Source organism: Bartonella sp. B10834G3, assembly GCF_016102505.1.
Classification (GTDB): domain Bacteria; phylum Pseudomonadota; class Alphaproteobacteria; order Rhizobiales; family Rhizobiaceae; genus Bartonella; species Bartonella choladocola.
In genome coordinates this window covers 70,453-83,955 of sequence record NZ_JACFOM010000003.1, presented here as the reverse complement: position 1 = coordinate 83,955, position 13,503 = coordinate 70,453, and the positions used below count along the sequence as shown (strand labels likewise).

Genomic DNA, 13,503 nt, shown 5'->3' with positions numbered 1-13,503 from the left:
TGGCTTTTCGTAGGCCAGTTCCATTGGTAAAGTTTTCTGCTTTTCGTTTTTGTGCCCCGCAAAAGTTTCACCTTGAAAACCTTGTGAAACCCGAAACCAAACCGGCCTTTTACTTGTCAAACAACTATATTGCGAGTGTAATGACCGAAATTTGCCGACCGTAATCGGGTTCATTGCGATGTGTTTTGCGCCGGTAGGAAAAAAACCTTTTTTCGTCGCCATAAGTACATAAATTTACGCAATCTCCATGAACACCGGCATCATCAAGCCGATTCTGGATGAAATCCCAGAGGTTGAAGAAAAAATGCCCGAAGCGTCCGGATTTGGTAAAGAACTTTTCATATGACTTGTTTTCTTCGACGAATGTTTCATAGAATTCTTTGCCAACTTCATAATGTTTGGGGCCGATACACGGTCCTAATGTTGCTACAATATTGTTCCGTTTTGCACCCAATGTTTCCATTGCCGCGACCGTATTTTCGATAACACCGGCCAAAGCGCCCCGCCAGCCTGCATGGGCAGCTCCAATGACACGGGCTTTCGCATCGGCAAACAGCACAGGCCCGCAATCGGCTGTCAAAATCCCCAAAGCAAGTCCGGCTTTATTGGTGACCAATGCATCCGCACGCGGACGTTCACCTATGATCGGTTCATTGACAATCAGCGCATGGGGCGAATGGATTTGATAGAGATTGATAAGATTGTCCGGCTTAACACCCATATAAGCGGCAACAATATCGCGATTTTTATCAATATTTTCTTTGTCATCATCGGAGCCGCGACCAAGGTTCAAGCTTTCATAAATCCCGCGGGAAACACCGCCCTGACGTGTGAAAAAAGCGTGGCGAATGCCGTTTTTTTCCAAATTTTCAAGGGAAGGCGAAAAAACAGGGGATGGCAATTGTGACATATGAACGACCATTAGATTTAACAGCTTATCGTGGCGTTTTCAAAACGGGTTGTCAATCGCGGTAATTCTGCTCTGCAGTAAACAACGGGTGAATGCCGGTTTCTTCATCGCTCAAAGCGAGCACTTTGAACAGCGTTCCCATTTCTTCGGGTGCCGCCAGTCTTTCTACGTCGAGGCGGATTTTTTCCTGAACATCGTGGCTTTTATCCGACCCCAGCCGGCCGGCGCGTTCAACCAATCCGAGGCCTGTCAGAAACGCACCTTGGGTGATGACGCCCGATAAAATTCCGTGACGTTTGGCAATCACTTCAAGTGAAGAGAAATCGACATGGCTTGTCAGATCATCTTTTCCCGGATTTGCGAAAATATCTTTGAATTCATGGCGCGATACCGCCTGCAATGTATCGCCATAGGGAAGGCCGGTGCTCCCGTAGTCAATAAAAAGTGCCGAGCCGCGATGGCGGGAGAGATGTTTTAAAACTTTTTCGACAAATTCGAGCCGTAAGGGAGAAAGCTCCAAAACGGAACCTTCCGGCAAATCACGATATTTTTTCGGCAAGCCTGTTTGATCGAGCACATTATTACCAACGGTAAAACCAAGCTCATCGTTATCATCTGTCGTTATAAGCCGTTCATGCCAATTGCCGTCAATTTTGATGAACTGGTCGATCGGCAAGGCATCAAGAAATTCGTTTGCAACCAGAATGAGCGGGGCGTCGGGAAGTTTGTCGAAATCCTTGAGCCAGCGGACTTTATCACGATAAGAAGAAAGAGCCTGTTTTTGGAGTGCTGCAAGCTTGTCGGAGGTTTCGACCATCAAAACATTGGCAGCTTGAAAACAATCGGCCGAGAGTTTTTTGATTGTGCGTAACAAATCCTGCATCAGCGTTCCGCGCCCCGGCCCCAATTCACAAAGGGTAAAAGAGGCGGGTTTTTTCAATTTATAGAAAGTTTCAATTACCCAGATGCCGATAAGCTCGCCGAACATCTGGCTTATTTCGGGCGCGGTGATGAAATCGCCCTTTTTACCAAAAGGCATTTCATTTTTGTAATAGCCGTTTTGTTCGTCGCTCAAGGCCAATGTCATGAATGTGCTTACCCGCAAAGGGCCTTGTAGCGCGATCAATTCGCAAATTTTGGTTTTAAGATCATTCATCGGTTTTTAACGAACGCAGTTTGACATCGTTTTTTGGTGCATGTCTGAAAGCCCGATAAATGGCATAAACACCAAAAAGCACCATGGGAAGCGACAAGGCCATGCCGTAAGTGAAGCCGGTACCGGAAAAAACGCGACTAAACCATTCAGGATCCTCGCCGGGGACGCGGAATATTTCCGAAATCATGCGGGCAACACCATAGCCGAAAATGAAAGTACCCGAAACAATGCCGGGCTTGCGCAAGGCTTTGAAGGCAAAAACAAGAATAGCAAGTATAACAAAAAGGATAAGCCCTTCCATCAACGCTTCATAGATCTGGCTCGGATGGCGGGGGAGATAGTCGGGATCGCGCGGGAAACAGACGGCCCATTGAACATTTGTGACATTGCCCCATAATTCCTGATTGATGAAATTGCAAAGACGCACCACGCCGAGGCCGATAGGCACACCGGCAGCGATGGTGTCAAACATTGTCCAGATGCCGATTTTGTGTTTGAGCGCGAACCATATCATCGCGATAATGGTTCCGATAAGCCCGCCATGAAAAGCCATGCCACCATCCCAGACGGCGATGATTTCCGCAGGATGGCTGAAATAATATTGCGGGTCCCAGAATAAAACCTGGCCGAGACGCCCGCCAACAACGACACCGATAGCAGCCCAGACCACAAAATCACCCAATAATTGGGGTGTCATGGGCGGCGTTTCGTTATACCAAAGTGTTTTGTTTTTAAGCAGCAATCCACCATACCACCAGGCAAACAGAATGCCGATAACATAGCCGAGACCATACCAATGAAGCGCAATCGGCCCGATTTGAACAATGATAGGGTTCAAAAAATCGGGAAAAGCAATGGCAGGGCAGGGCGGTAGATCATTCATAACATGAGGCCGGATAAATTGATGAAGTCGGAAATTGTTTGACTGAAGATGACCGAGGAATGTTTACGGGTCAAGCTTTTATCAATTCTATCGAATGCTATCAATTCTTTAAAAATTTTAAATTTTTTCATGTTTGCCCAAGCATACCGCAAGCAACGGGTTTTGGAATTTTCTGTTTTTTCAAAACGATATGATGTGAAAGAGAAACATTTTTCATGAGTAAAAAACAGCGCCAATTTTCAAGTTTTTGATGCAGTTTCGTAAAGATGACAAAACCGCTATCCTCATTTTAAAAAAATGTTCTATATGTTAGCCTGAATTGGTTTTTACCGGGTATCTAAACAGTTTTAAGAAGGATAGGCCAAATGAGTAATGGACCCAACCGCGTGCTTGACGAGCTAGCAAAGTTGATGACCGATGCAGCCGGTGCTGCACAAGGCGTGCGCAATGAAGCTGAAACAGCTTTTCGCGCACAGGCAGAACGTGTCCTCAATAAATTCGATGTTGTCCATCGTGACGAATTCGAGGTTGTCAAGGAAATGGCAGCCAAAGCACGTCAGGAAGTCGAGGAGCTGAAAAAACGTTTGGATAATCTGGAAAACAAATCGGGTTCAAAGGCAAAAACAGCGTCATCTTCATCCGACAAGGACGAAAAGAAAAAATAATCCCCAGTTTTTCTTGGCTGTGAATAAGTCGGAAAAATGCTTAATCCAGAATCTGTTAGGGCGGGTCGAACATTTGTTCCCGCCCTGTTTTTTTATCCGTAAACAGCTTTTTGAATCAAGGGGACTAGCACTCTCGATTCAGATCAATACACTGAAAACAAAAGATGATTCGCAAAAGAGCCGAAATAGAACGAATGGCGGATTTTGCGTTTTATGCGCTTGTTGTGAGTTTTATGCGTTTATAGTTTTTTGCGGGCAACTGGAACCACGTGGCGACGCGTGGGTGGTGTTTTTCGCTGGAATTTTCTCGCGAAAATGCGATTTGGAATTGAGGAATGAAATGAGGCTTGCCGTAGGCAACTTGGAACGGGATCTCCACCCTGTCGATTTGATCGAACAGGTGGCCAATGGTCATGACTGGTCGTTCGAGAGAACGGCGGAGGATGAAATTACAATTTGTGTGGAGGGGCATTGGGCAACTTACCATATTGCTTTCTCGTGGATGGAAAATCAGGAAGCACTGCATCTTGCCTGTGCGTTCGATATGTCGGTTTCACAAACCAGACGAAAAGAACTTCTCAAATTGATCCTTGCAATAAATGAAAAATTGCTGATGGGGCATTTCGATTTTTGGGAAGATGCTTCATCTGTTATTTTCAGGCAGGCATTGTTGCTGTCGGGCGGTTTGCATCCCTCCAATGCCCAGGTGGAAAACCTGCTTATCAACGCTCTGGATGTTTGTGAAACCCATTATAGCGCTTTCCAGATGGTGGCCTGGTCATCACTTTCGGCTGATAATGCGTTGCAATTCGCTTTGTTTGAAACGAAGGGAAATGCCTGAAAATCAGGGAAAGCGCCTGAAAATCAAGGGAAATGCCTGAAAAATAATAATATGTTTCAGGCAATCAAAGAGGTTGTCAGATGACAGAAATCAGTTTCGACGATTTTTTGAAAGTCGATATAAGGGTGGGAAAAATAGTTGAAGCGAAAGCTTTCCCCGAAGCGAGAAAACCTGCCTATAAGTTGAAAATCGACTTCGGCAAAGAGATCGGTGTCAAACTTTCATCAGCACAAATCACCGTGCACTATAAGCTTGATGAACTTGTCGGGCGTGAAGTCCTGTGTGTTGTCAATTTTCCGCCACGCCAGATCGGCCCGTTCATGTCGGAAGTGCTCACTCTCGGCTTGCCGGATGAAAATGGCGATGTCGTGCTTTTACAGCCCTCGAAAGAAGTTCCGGTCGGCGGTCGTATATTCTAAGCCACAAAAAGCAAGGCATTGTAGCTTCAAAACGCCGACATTTGAAAGTGCAAGCATTTTAAGCCTGTGCGATTTTAAGCCATGGCGGTTTGAAAGTATCAGCTTTTAAGGCGTTGGCTTTGAGAGCGGGCATTTGAAAGCAAAGGCTTTTAAGGTGTCAGGGCTTGAAGATGTCGGCTTTGAATGGGCGGCGTTTGAAAGCAAGGGGCTTTTAAGGTCTGAAAATATCGGCTTTGAATGGGCAGCATTTGCGTGTTGAACAAAGCGATTTATTTTAGAGCCATATTCCCTCAACTCTGCGCAACTTTTGCGCCGTAAGTCCGCTATAAATTCGATAAAGCTGAATGGACTGTTGCCAAGGCTTTGCAATTCTTGGCCAAGGGTAAAGCCGGTTTTCGAGCTATGATCGCCAATTTTAAATGCAATCTTTAAATTTAAAGTGCAATCTTTAAATATAAGCGTTGCATATTTTCACGCATGACCAATTTCTTCGCATGTTCAAATGCTGTGAACGACATTTTCATCGCGACAGACATGTAAAAGCCTGCACAATCACCCGTGAGCAGCTTTTCGCCCCCGAACAAGCTTGCCGGATAATTGTCAGATCATTATCCGATCAGATAATTGGCAAAATTCTATTTTTTGGATTTTTTCCCGACGCTCTCCGGCAAGTCCTTGCGTTTGGTTGACGCAAATTCTCTAAGCTCGTCTTCTGTCATGGATTGTTCCATTTTTTTGGATGCGCCCTGTAGCGAGCTGACCGGTCTTTTACCGCGTTTGGCTGCAAGAGCTGCTCCGGCGGCTTCCTGCTGTACTTTTGAACGTGCTGGCATGATATTTCCCTTTCTGAAAAATGGCATAAGGCCAGAACAAATCCCTGAAAGCCCGCGCTTTGGCGGTTCTCCGGAATATGGTCAAAACCAATGCCCGTTCATTTCATATCGGGCGTTAGAGAGGAATTTCAACAATGACACGCAAGCCACCCGTCGGGCTATCATCGAGAATGATATTGCCGCCATGGCTGCGCGCAATATCCTGCGCAATTGAAAGGCCAAGACCGGTACCGCTCGCATCCTGATTGCGCGCCTCGTCGAGACGGAAGAAAGGTTTGAACACTTCTTCGCGCATATTGGCGGGGATACCCGGCCCGTCATCGTCAATAATAATAACAAGGTCGTCGTCTCCATGGACAATGGCAACATCGACGTTTTTGGCATAACGGAAACTGTTCGAGACAAGATTGCTGACAAGCCGTGAAAAAGCTTTCGGCTTCAATTGCACCAGAGGCGAACCTTCGATTTGATAGACAAAGCCGCGTTCACGCAGTTTCGCGTCTTTTTGAAGGGTTTTCATCAACTCTTCCAGATCAAGTTCACCGACATTTTCTGTTCCTTCACCACGGGCAAAGGCAAGATAGCCCTCCAACATGTTCTGCATGTCGGCGACATCCTGTTCAAGCGGGGTGGTATCGAAACTTCCTTTTGCCAATGCCAGTTGCAATTTGAAGCGCGTTAGAATGGTTCGCAAATCATGGCTGACACCCGAAAGCATCATTGTGCGCTGTTCTATCTGGCGTTCAATGCGCTTGCGCATTCGCAAAAATGCAGTGCCTGCACGGCGCACCTCTTCTGCACCTCTCGGCTCGAAGCCTTCCGGCAGCGGCAAGCCGCGCCCGAAACTGTCGGCGGCAGCGGCAAGCTGCTGGATCGGTTTGATCTGGTTTCTTAAAAAGAAAATAGCAATAATCAACAAAACAAGTGCCGTGCCAACCATCCAGCTCAAGAAAATACCGGTGTTTGAAGCATAGGCTTGCGAACGCATGGCGAAAACGCGCAAGACATGGTTATCAAGCCGGATGCGGATTTCCACAAGGTCGGAATCTCCCACCGTATCAATCCAGAACGGGCGATTGATCTGGCGGGTAATTTCTTCACTCAGAAAATAATCGAGAATAGCAAAAAACGGTTTTGGGCCGGGTGGGGGCAGCGGCTCGGGCGGGAGAATGGAAATATTCAGCCCCATACGTTGTTGGGCAATGCGTGTGATATTGTTGTAATTATCATCTTGCGGGTAGGTTTCGATAATGTCGATAATCGCAGAAATATCGCGCACCACAGCAGTCGACAGGCGTTCGGTCACCATTTGCCAATGCCGTTCCATGAAAACATAGGCAATCACCGACTGCAACAGAACCATCGGCGCAATGATGATAATGAGAGAACGCGCATAAAGGCGCTTTGGCATTTTTTTTGCCAGCCAACGCCCCAAACTGTCGATAGGCCCGGCCATCAGTTGATCCTATTCGATCGAGAGCTTGTAGCCGATGCCGCGCACCGTCTGCAGGTAAACCGGATTGGCCGGATCATTTTCTATCTTGCGGCGCAAGCGGTTGATCTGCACATCAATCGTGCGCTCGCCCACTTCCCCTTCACCTGTTGCAAGTTTATGGCGCGGAATTGTCGTGCCTGCATGTTCGGCAAAAATAACCATAATTTCCTGCTCGCGATCGGTCAGTTTTATAATTTCGCCCGATTTCTTCAGTTCTTTTTTGGCAATCGAAAATGTATAGGGGCCGAATACCAATTGTTCTATCTTCGGTTGGCCGCCGGTACTGCCGCGACGCAAAATCGCGTTCACCCGCAACAAAAGCTCGCGCGGGTCAAAAGGCTTGGGCAAATAATCATCGGCTCCCGCCTCAAGGCCGTCAATGCGACTGTCGGTTTCCGATAGGGCTGTCAGCATCAATATCGGAACGGTTTTTGTCTCGCGCAGCGAACGCGTGAGCGAAATGCCGTTTTCCCCCGGCATCATCACATCGACAATCAGCAGGTCGAAATCAAGTCCGGCCAATTTACGCCGTGCTTCATCGGCACTGGCTGCAACCGAAACACGAAAACCGTTCTGGGCAAGATATTGCGACAACAGGCTACGTATGCGTGTGTCGTCGTCTATCACCAGAAGATGGGGAGCATCATCAGAAAGCTTTGTGTTTTTTTCTGTCATTTTTCATATCCGGATTGAGCCGAGTTTATCGGAAGAATTTATCCCTGTCGAGATAGCTACCCTCTCATTGCTCCATATTTTAGGCAATACCATGACAAACGCGCCCGTCATTCATAACAGAACTTTATACTCGTTTTATCGTTAATGACGTGGAGAAAATCATAACATGAATAAAATCATGAGCGGTTAAAATAATAAAGTTTGCCAATTTTACGATCAATGTCGGGTTTTTGGGCGATGTTTATCGGCGTGGGCAACCGGCGGGCTACGCCGGTTTTGGCTTTAAAAGGGCTGTTTTTTCAAAAAAAGTTTTTGCAGGCCGTTTTACAAATTTCGACTTTTCCGGCTTGCCACTTTTTATCAAGCAAGGCAAACCCCGTGACATCGGCAGAAATAGATGTAAACAATAATAAAGACATCTGGCAAACTAAAGATCATTCCGGCAAAATTTGCCAATCTTGATATTGACCAATCTTGATATTGATATGTCACATGTTGATAAAGTTCTGAATTCTTGCAATCGAATATCGAAGGATCTGTTATGGGAAAGCTGAAAGCAATAATCATACCGGTGACGGTTTTCCAACAAAATTGTACGCTCCTTTATGACGATGAAACAAAGCGGGGCGTGCTTGTTGATCCCGGTGGTGATTGGTCACGTGTGGCACAAGCGATAGAACAGGCCGGTATCAAGGTTGAAGCAATCTGGATAACACATGCACATGTCGATCATGCCGGTGGCGCCATGGAAGCCAAAGAGGCGCTCAATGTTCCCGTTATCGGATCCAATATTGCCGATAAGCCGCTTATGGACAATCTCGTAACGACAGCGAAAGAATATGGCATGACAGGGGTGCGCAATTGCGTGCCCGACCGCTGGCTTGAAGAGGGCGATATTGTCGATTGTGGAGGGCATAGTTTCAAGGTGTTCCATACCCCCGGCCATGCTCCCGGTCATGTTATCTATTTCAATGATGAAACCCGTTTGGCTCTTGTTGGCGATGTGCTTTTTCACAATTCGATCGGACGAACCGATTTTCCCTTTTGTTCCTATGACGATCTTATGTCTTCTTTGAAAGAAAAAGTTTTGCCTTTAGGTGATGATGTTGTGTTTATCAGTGGTCACGGCGGTATGAGCACCATTGGCGAAGAAAAACTCCACAACCAGTTTTTGCAAGATTTATGAACCGGAAGTGGTAAAGCTTTATCGCTTTGCCACTTCCGCCATTGTTTTTTCGACCTTTCTTTGTGTTCCTTTGATAGCGCCCCCGTGCCGCATCGCTGTTTTGGGCTTGAGATAAAATAGCCTATCCGGACGGGCAATGACTTTGCGGGTGGTCAAGGCTGAAAAGGCAGCAAAGAGCGGCCTATGTGCGGTTGATAGAGGCCGACTATTGCGGCCAAAGCCTCTCATAATCCGGCTTTTCCAACTATGACAGGATGGGGAGAAAGCGATAGGGATGGAAGGCGTACAGGGAAGGGAGCAGGACGGGTGGAAGTCGTACAGCGCGGAAAAACGTACAGGGTAGGAGCTTTATAAGGGGAATTGCATAGGGCGCACGGGGAAAAGTCTGTATGGCTCGGCAAAATAAAAAGCGAGGCTGCAAAAAATAACAAATTCTTTTTGCGGGAGTTTTCAAAGCGCTATCCAGTCATGAAGATTGAAGGTTGAAACATCCGGTCAATTCAAAACAGGTGTTCGACATAGCGGTGTGAATCCGGCCTTTAAACGAATATTCCGGCAGGCCAAGCGAGGAAAAAACATCCATTGCAAAAATACGCGACATAAGGTCGGGTAGACTTTTTCAATGTTGATATAAGGGGTTAATGTCGCTTCTCATAAATTCGCTTGGCGTTACAAAAATGGTTAAGACCATCTACGGCGATCAAGTTCCCGTCCGTGGGTTGAATGACCGGTATTCGGGAGGCGCAATCAATGCGCTAACCGGCACTCCATGGCTGGTAGACCGGCTTATAAGCCGTTGGTGCAGGCAGATAACAGGGGCGGGCAGTTCCCCCATATTATCAGGAAGCTTTCCGTTATCGGAAAAGATGAGGGTGAATAAATGCCTTGCCGATTGTTCCGGCGCTTTCAAGCGATCAATCGAACGACAAATGCCTCTTCTGTTAAAAATTGCAATTTCGTTTGCTTGTTTTTTGAATGGGGAATTGATGCTGCTTATCTAGCATTGTTTCATTGAGGGTTAAAAAAATACCCGACACAAGGCCGGGCATTTTTAAAATCAAATGCTATCAAATCAGTTGGCGTTACAAAAATAGTTAAGACCATCTACGGCGATCAAGTTCCCGTCCGCGGATTGAATGACCGGTATTTGGATGCGCAATAATTGCGCCAACCGGCACTCCATGGCTGGTAGACCGGCTTATAAGCCGTTGGTGCAGGCAGATAACAGGGGCGGGCAGTTCCCCATATTATCAGGAAGCTTTCTGTTATCGGAAAAGATGAGGGTGAAGAAATGCCTTGCCGATTGTTCCGACGCTTTCAAGCGATCAATCGAACGACAAATGCCTCTTCTGTTAAAAATTGCAATATCGTTTGCTTGTTTTTTGAATGGGGAATTGATGCTGCTTATCTTGCATTGTTTCATTGAGGGTTAAAAAATACCCGACACAAGGCCGGGTATTTTTTAAATCAAATGCTATCAAATCAGTTGGCGTTACAAAAATGGTTAAGGCCATCTACGGCGATCAAGTTCCCGTTTGCGGATTGAACGACCGGTATTCGGGAGGCGCAATCAATGCGTGAACCGGCACTCCAAGGCTGGTAGACCGGCTTATAAGCTGTTGGTGCAGGCAGATAACAGGGGCGGGCAGCCCCCATATTATCAGGAAGCTTTCTGTTATCGGAAAAGATGAGGATGAGGAAAAAATGCCTTGCCAATTGTTCCGGCGCTTTCAAGCGGTCAATCGAACGACAAATGCCTCTTCTGTTAAAAATTGCAATTTCGTTTGTTTGTTTTTTGAATGGGGAATTGATGCTGCTTATCTAGCATTGTTTCATTGAGGGTTAAAAAAATACCCGACACAAGGCCGGGTATTTTTAAATCAAATGCTATCAAATCAGTTGGCGTTACAAAAATGGTTAAGACCATCTACGGCGATCAAGTTCCCGTCCGCGGGTTGAATGACCGGTATTTGGATGCGCAATAATTGCGCCAACCGGCACTCCATGGCTGGTAGACCGGCTTATAAGCCGTTGGTGCAGGCGGATAACAGGGGCGGGCAGCCCCCATTTCATCAGGAAGCTTTCCGTTATCCGAAAAGATAAAGATGAAGAAATGCCTTGCAGATTGTTCCGACGCTTTCAAGCGGTCAATCGAACGACAAATGCCTCTTTTGTTAAAAATTGCAATTTCGTTTGTTTGTTTTTTGAATGGGGAATTGATGCTGCTTATCTAGCATTGTTTCATTGAAGGTTAAAAAAATACCCGACACAAGGCCGGGTATTTTTTAAATCAAATGCTATCAAATCAGTTGGCGTTACAAAAATGGTTAAGGCCATCTACGCCGCGATAGGTTCCCGTCCGCGGATTGAATGACCGGTATTTGGATGCGCAATAATTGCGCCAACCGGCACTCCATGGCTGGTAGACCGGCTTATAAGCCGTTGGTGCAGGCGGATAATAAGGACGAGCCGGTTGATAATATCTCGGAGCAGGCGGATAGTAGGCTGGCGGTGGAGGCGGAGCCTGATAGATTACCCGTGGTTCGGATGGTTGTGACAAGGCACTGCCGATTAGCGCACCTGCTGCAAGGCCAACCACACCGGCTGCAACCGCATCCCCGTGATCGTGATGATGATGGTGGTGATCCCAATAACGTGGACCGTCCCAATAGCCCGGACCACGCCAATAATGGTCATGCGCCGATGCGGCAGCGAGCGGGGCCACAACCATCACTGCCGATACAGCAGAAACTATTGCCAATTTTGCAAAATTTTTCATGGTTGAACTCCTTTGAATTCGATTCATGAAAATAATTCTATATCTCATTTTCTGAACGCAGCCTGAACGCTGCTTGTGACTTTCTTATGGTAAATAATTTATTTAATATTTTTTTCCATCACAAAATATATTTTTTTGTTACAAAACATTTGGCGAAAAAAAACCGGATCGAAAGATCCGGTTTGAACGCAGCAAATAAAATCAGCCGATAAAAATCAACCGATGATTGTAATATTGACAGCTTTCGGACCTTTGCCACGACGATCCGGTTCGGTATCGAACGATACTTTTTGTGCGTCTGTAAGTCCTGTCAAGCCTGAAGCCTGAACAGCAGAAATGTGGACGAATATATCGGCGCCACCATCATCCGGCTTGATAAAACCAAACCCTTTATCATTGTTAAAAAACTTCACTTCCCCGGTCTGAGCCATAGAATGTTTCCTCATTCAGTTACCTGTAACAACAGGTTTTTATAATAAACACCGTCCCGCACACCACGCGCAAAACGGTACATGCAGGCAGTTCTTGAAGTCTGGAAAGCACTCTATTTACCAGCTTTCAACCGATAGTGGCCAATATAACCATCTCTCGATTATAACCATCTCTCGATGGCTCATCGGTACCGGTTTTCACCGGTTATCCGGTTGTTACTAGCCCAAAACTTATAGCGGTTTTGGCGCGCCTGTTAATAGTCTTCCAATGTTCGTAAAATGCCCGAACCCGCATAGATTGTATTAATTTCTTGAAATTTGCAAGAGTTTTCTGAATTTATTCTTTAAATTGACAGATTTTAATAGTTTTACTTTTGTAAAAACATTTGTCGGCTTTAGAAAAATCACGTGAAAAAGCGAGCCGGAATGGTTGTTTTACCACGTGCATCATATTCTGTTTGAATTTCCCATTATCCCACTTTTATCGCCGATTGGCGTGCATTTCAAATAAAGTTAAAATGAACAATGTTGATTATTCTGTGCGCCGAACACCGGCATTTTGAATAGTTGGCGCTTTCATAAAACGAAAAACAGGTGCGTTGATTGTTGCTTCAGGCGGTTTTATAAAGATATAAATTGAATATAAAAAACAATTGCTTAGAAAAACATACCGATTTATTGTGAGGATAAATTAAAATCATTCCAATCATTTTCTTGTTAAACGCAAGTATAGTTCCATCTTTGTATGATAAAGACTTTTGATTGTTTCAACCGGAAGCCTTTTTCGATAAAACGGGGTGCGGTAAAGCTCAAGATATTGCAATTTTTATCGCGCAATCAGGCTTTGTTTCAAAGGAAAGATTCTCGATTTTTCCCGAAAGCGCATAGCACCAAACGCTGATTTGGAACGGCAGACCGGAGCGGAAAATTTTCCACCGGTCTGCAATTTTATTTCACTTCAACGACCCGGTCTGCCGGTTTTTCCGGGACGGCGCCGTTTGCGCGCAACTTCCACAGGGTCTTCAAAGGAGCCCAGTCCGATACGTTCGCGTTTGATCGGTTTTGCACTTTCGCCGAGCGGAACTTCGGTGCGTTTTACCGTCATTTCATCAAGCGTATTTTTTCTGAACTTTCCGCTTTTCGGGTTCGTTTGGAGAATCCCGACATCCATATTCGGCCCCATATGGTCAAGGTCGGGCTTAGCAAAGAGTCCCTTTTTGTTGGCTTTGT

17 protein-coding genes and 1 pseudogene are annotated in these 13,503 nt (G+C 46.0%); 6 read left to right on the top strand and 12 right to left on the bottom strand.

What is annotated here, in order from left to right; translation table 11 throughout:
• Window positions 1-124: 124 nt before the first annotated feature.
• The 3 genes from pgeF to lgt are packed head-to-tail and all read right to left on the bottom strand — an operon-like array spanning window position 125 to window position 2,949.
• Complete coding sequence (gene pgeF / locus H3S94_RS09510; protein WP_198240897.1) at window positions 125-910, bottom strand: peptidoglycan editing factor PgeF; 786 nt, start codon at window positions 908-910, stop codon at window positions 125-127.
• A 52-nt stretch (window positions 911-962) separates the two neighbouring features.
• A complete protein-coding gene (locus H3S94_RS09505) occupies window positions 963-2,066 on the bottom strand; it encodes a class I SAM-dependent methyltransferase (protein ID WP_198240896.1) in 1,104 nt (367 codons plus the stop codon).
• Window positions 2,059-2,949 (bottom strand): prolipoprotein diacylglyceryl transferase, encoded by an 891-nt coding sequence (gene lgt, locus H3S94_RS09500; RefSeq protein ID WP_198240895.1) that lies wholly within the window; start codon window positions 2,947-2,949, stop codon window positions 2,059-2,061. Before lgt ends, H3S94_RS09505 begins: the two co-directional genes overlap by 8 nt.
• A 365-nt stretch (window positions 2,950-3,314) precedes the next feature.
• Between lgt and H3S94_RS09495 the strand changes: the two genes are divergently transcribed.
• The 3 genes from H3S94_RS09495 to H3S94_RS09485 all read left to right on the top strand — a co-directional run bounded on the left by H3S94_RS09495 (window position 3,315) and on the right by H3S94_RS09485 (window position 4,874).
• The gene (locus tag H3S94_RS09495; RefSeq protein ID WP_077992995.1) at window positions 3,315-3,614 is read left to right on the top strand and encodes an accessory factor UbiK family protein; all 300 of its coding nucleotides are present in this window, start codon (window positions 3,315-3,317) and stop codon (window positions 3,612-3,614) included.
• 340 nt (window positions 3,615-3,954) lie between these two features.
• Window positions 3,955-4,455, top strand: coding sequence for a YbjN domain-containing protein (locus H3S94_RS09490; RefSeq protein ID WP_077992987.1), 501 nt, complete (start codon window positions 3,955-3,957; stop codon window positions 4,453-4,455).
• Between the two features lie 80 nt (window positions 4,456-4,535).
• A complete protein-coding gene (locus H3S94_RS09485; RefSeq protein WP_198240894.1) occupies window positions 4,536-4,874 on the top strand; it encodes a tRNA-binding protein in 339 nt (112 codons plus the stop codon).
• A gap of 635 nt (window positions 4,875-5,509) precedes the next feature.
• On the opposite strand, the gene H3S94_RS09480 is transcribed toward H3S94_RS09485, so the two are convergent.
• From H3S94_RS09480 to H3S94_RS09470, 3 genes are all read right to left on the bottom strand, one after another.
• On the bottom strand, window positions 5,510-5,707 hold the full coding sequence (locus H3S94_RS09480; protein WP_198240893.1) for a DUF3008 family protein: 198 nt from the start codon (window positions 5,705-5,707) through the stop codon (window positions 5,510-5,512).
• Window positions 5,708-5,822: 115 nt separating this feature from the next.
• Complete coding sequence (locus H3S94_RS09475; protein ID WP_077992977.1) at window positions 5,823-7,163, bottom strand: ATP-binding protein; 1,341 nt, start codon at window positions 7,161-7,163, stop codon at window positions 5,823-5,825.
• Between the two features lie 9 nt (window positions 7,164-7,172).
• A complete protein-coding gene (locus H3S94_RS09470) occupies window positions 7,173-7,877 on the bottom strand; it encodes a response regulator (RefSeq protein WP_077992975.1) in 705 nt (234 codons plus the stop codon).
• Between the two features lie 541 nt (window positions 7,878-8,418).
• On the opposite strand from H3S94_RS09470, the gene H3S94_RS09465 reads away from it, so the two are divergent.
• Entirely contained in the window at window positions 8,419-9,063 is a 645-nt protein-coding gene (locus H3S94_RS09465; protein WP_198231389.1) for an MBL fold metallo-hydrolase, read from the top strand.
• 18 nt (window positions 9,064-9,081) lie between these two features.
• Here H3S94_RS09465 and H3S94_RS09460 read toward each other — a convergent pair whose 3' ends face one another.
• Window positions 9,082-9,291 carry a hypothetical protein gene (locus H3S94_RS09460; protein ID WP_198240892.1) on the bottom strand — a complete coding sequence of 70 codons (210 nt, stop codon included), beginning with the start codon at window positions 9,289-9,291 and terminating at the stop codon, window positions 9,082-9,084.
• A 413-nt stretch (window positions 9,292-9,704) separates the two neighbouring features.
• On the opposite strand from H3S94_RS09460, the gene H3S94_RS09455 reads away from it, so the two are divergent.
• Window positions 9,705-10,064, top strand: coding sequence for a hypothetical protein (locus H3S94_RS09455; RefSeq protein ID WP_198240891.1), 360 nt, complete (start codon window positions 9,705-9,707; stop codon window positions 10,062-10,064).
• Window positions 10,065-10,199: 135 nt separating this feature from the next.
• Window positions 10,200-10,496 carry a hypothetical protein gene (locus H3S94_RS12125; protein ID WP_369805747.1) on the top strand — a complete coding sequence of 99 codons (297 nt, stop codon included), beginning with the start codon at window positions 10,200-10,202 and terminating at the stop codon, window positions 10,494-10,496.
• Between the two features lie 49 nt (window positions 10,497-10,545).
• Here the strand turns inward: H3S94_RS12125 and H3S94_RS09445 are convergent, their stop codons facing one another.
• The 5 genes and pseudogenes from H3S94_RS09445 to H3S94_RS12120 all read right to left on the bottom strand — a co-directional run.
• Complete coding sequence (locus H3S94_RS09445; protein ID WP_198231388.1) at window positions 10,546-10,779, bottom strand: hypothetical protein; 234 nt, start codon at window positions 10,777-10,779, stop codon at window positions 10,546-10,548.
• A gap of 220 nt (window positions 10,780-10,999) precedes the next feature.
• Window positions 11,000-11,206, bottom strand: coding sequence for a BA14K family protein (locus H3S94_RS11915; RefSeq protein ID WP_246786479.1), 207 nt, complete (start codon window positions 11,204-11,206; stop codon window positions 11,000-11,002).
• A 162-nt stretch (window positions 11,207-11,368) separates the two neighbouring features.
• Window positions 11,369-11,842 carry a BA14K family protein gene (locus H3S94_RS09435; protein ID WP_077992965.1) on the bottom strand — a complete coding sequence of 158 codons (474 nt, stop codon included), beginning with the start codon at window positions 11,840-11,842 and terminating at the stop codon, window positions 11,369-11,371.
• 215 nt (window positions 11,843-12,057) lie between these two features.
• Window positions 12,058-12,273 (bottom strand): cold-shock protein, encoded by a 216-nt coding sequence (locus tag H3S94_RS09430; RefSeq protein ID WP_077972136.1) that lies wholly within the window; start codon window positions 12,271-12,273, stop codon window positions 12,058-12,060.
• Window positions 12,274-13,231: 958 nt separating this feature from the next.
• A pseudogene (locus H3S94_RS12120) lies at window positions 13,232-13,489 on the bottom strand (hypothetical protein); the annotation flags it as partial.
• Between the last annotated feature and the right edge of the window lie 14 nt (window positions 13,490-13,503).

Bases quoted from the DNA above. Each gene is read 5' to 3' on its own strand.
- pgeF (WP_198240897.1), bottom strand. From the start codon at position 910: ATGTCACAATTGCCATCCCCTGTTTTTTCGCCTTCCCTTGAAAATTTG.
- H3S94_RS09505 (WP_198240896.1), bottom strand. From the start codon at position 2,066: ATGAATGATCTTAAAACCAAAATTTGCGAATTGATCGCGCTACAAGGC.
- lgt (WP_198240895.1), bottom strand. From the start codon at position 2,949: ATGAATGATCTACCGCCCTGCCCTGCCATTGCTTTTCCCGATTTTTTG.
- H3S94_RS09495 (WP_077992995.1), top strand. From the start codon at position 3,315: ATGAGTAATGGACCCAACCGCGTGCTTGACGAGCTAGCAAAGTTGATG.
- H3S94_RS09490 (WP_077992987.1), top strand. From the start codon at position 3,955: ATGAGGCTTGCCGTAGGCAACTTGGAACGGGATCTCCACCCTGTCGAT.
- H3S94_RS09485 (WP_198240894.1), top strand. From the start codon at position 4,536: ATGACAGAAATCAGTTTCGACGATTTTTTGAAAGTCGATATAAGGGTG.
- H3S94_RS09480 (WP_198240893.1), bottom strand. From the start codon at position 5,707: ATGCCAGCACGTTCAAAAGTACAGCAGGAAGCCGCCGGAGCAGCTCTT.
- H3S94_RS09475 (WP_077992977.1), bottom strand. From the start codon at position 7,163: ATGGCCGGGCCTATCGACAGTTTGGGGCGTTGGCTGGCAAAAAAAATG.
- H3S94_RS09470 (WP_077992975.1), bottom strand. From the start codon at position 7,877: ATGACAGAAAAAAACACAAAGCTTTCTGATGATGCTCCCCATCTTCTG.
- H3S94_RS09465 (WP_198231389.1), top strand. From the start codon at position 8,419: ATGGGAAAGCTGAAAGCAATAATCATACCGGTGACGGTTTTCCAACAA.
- H3S94_RS09460 (WP_198240892.1), bottom strand. From the start codon at position 9,291: ATGAGAGGCTTTGGCCGCAATAGTCGGCCTCTATCAACCGCACATAGG.
- H3S94_RS09455 (WP_198240891.1), top strand. From the start codon at position 9,705: ATGTCGCTTCTCATAAATTCGCTTGGCGTTACAAAAATGGTTAAGACC.
- H3S94_RS12125 (WP_369805747.1), top strand. From the start codon at position 10,200: ATGACCGGTATTTGGATGCGCAATAATTGCGCCAACCGGCACTCCATG.
- H3S94_RS09435 (WP_077992965.1), bottom strand. From the start codon at position 11,842: ATGAAAAATTTTGCAAAATTGGCAATAGTTTCTGCTGTATCGGCAGTG.
- H3S94_RS09430 (WP_077972136.1), bottom strand. From the start codon at position 12,273: ATGGCTCAGACCGGGGAAGTGAAGTTTTTTAACAATGATAAAGGGTTT.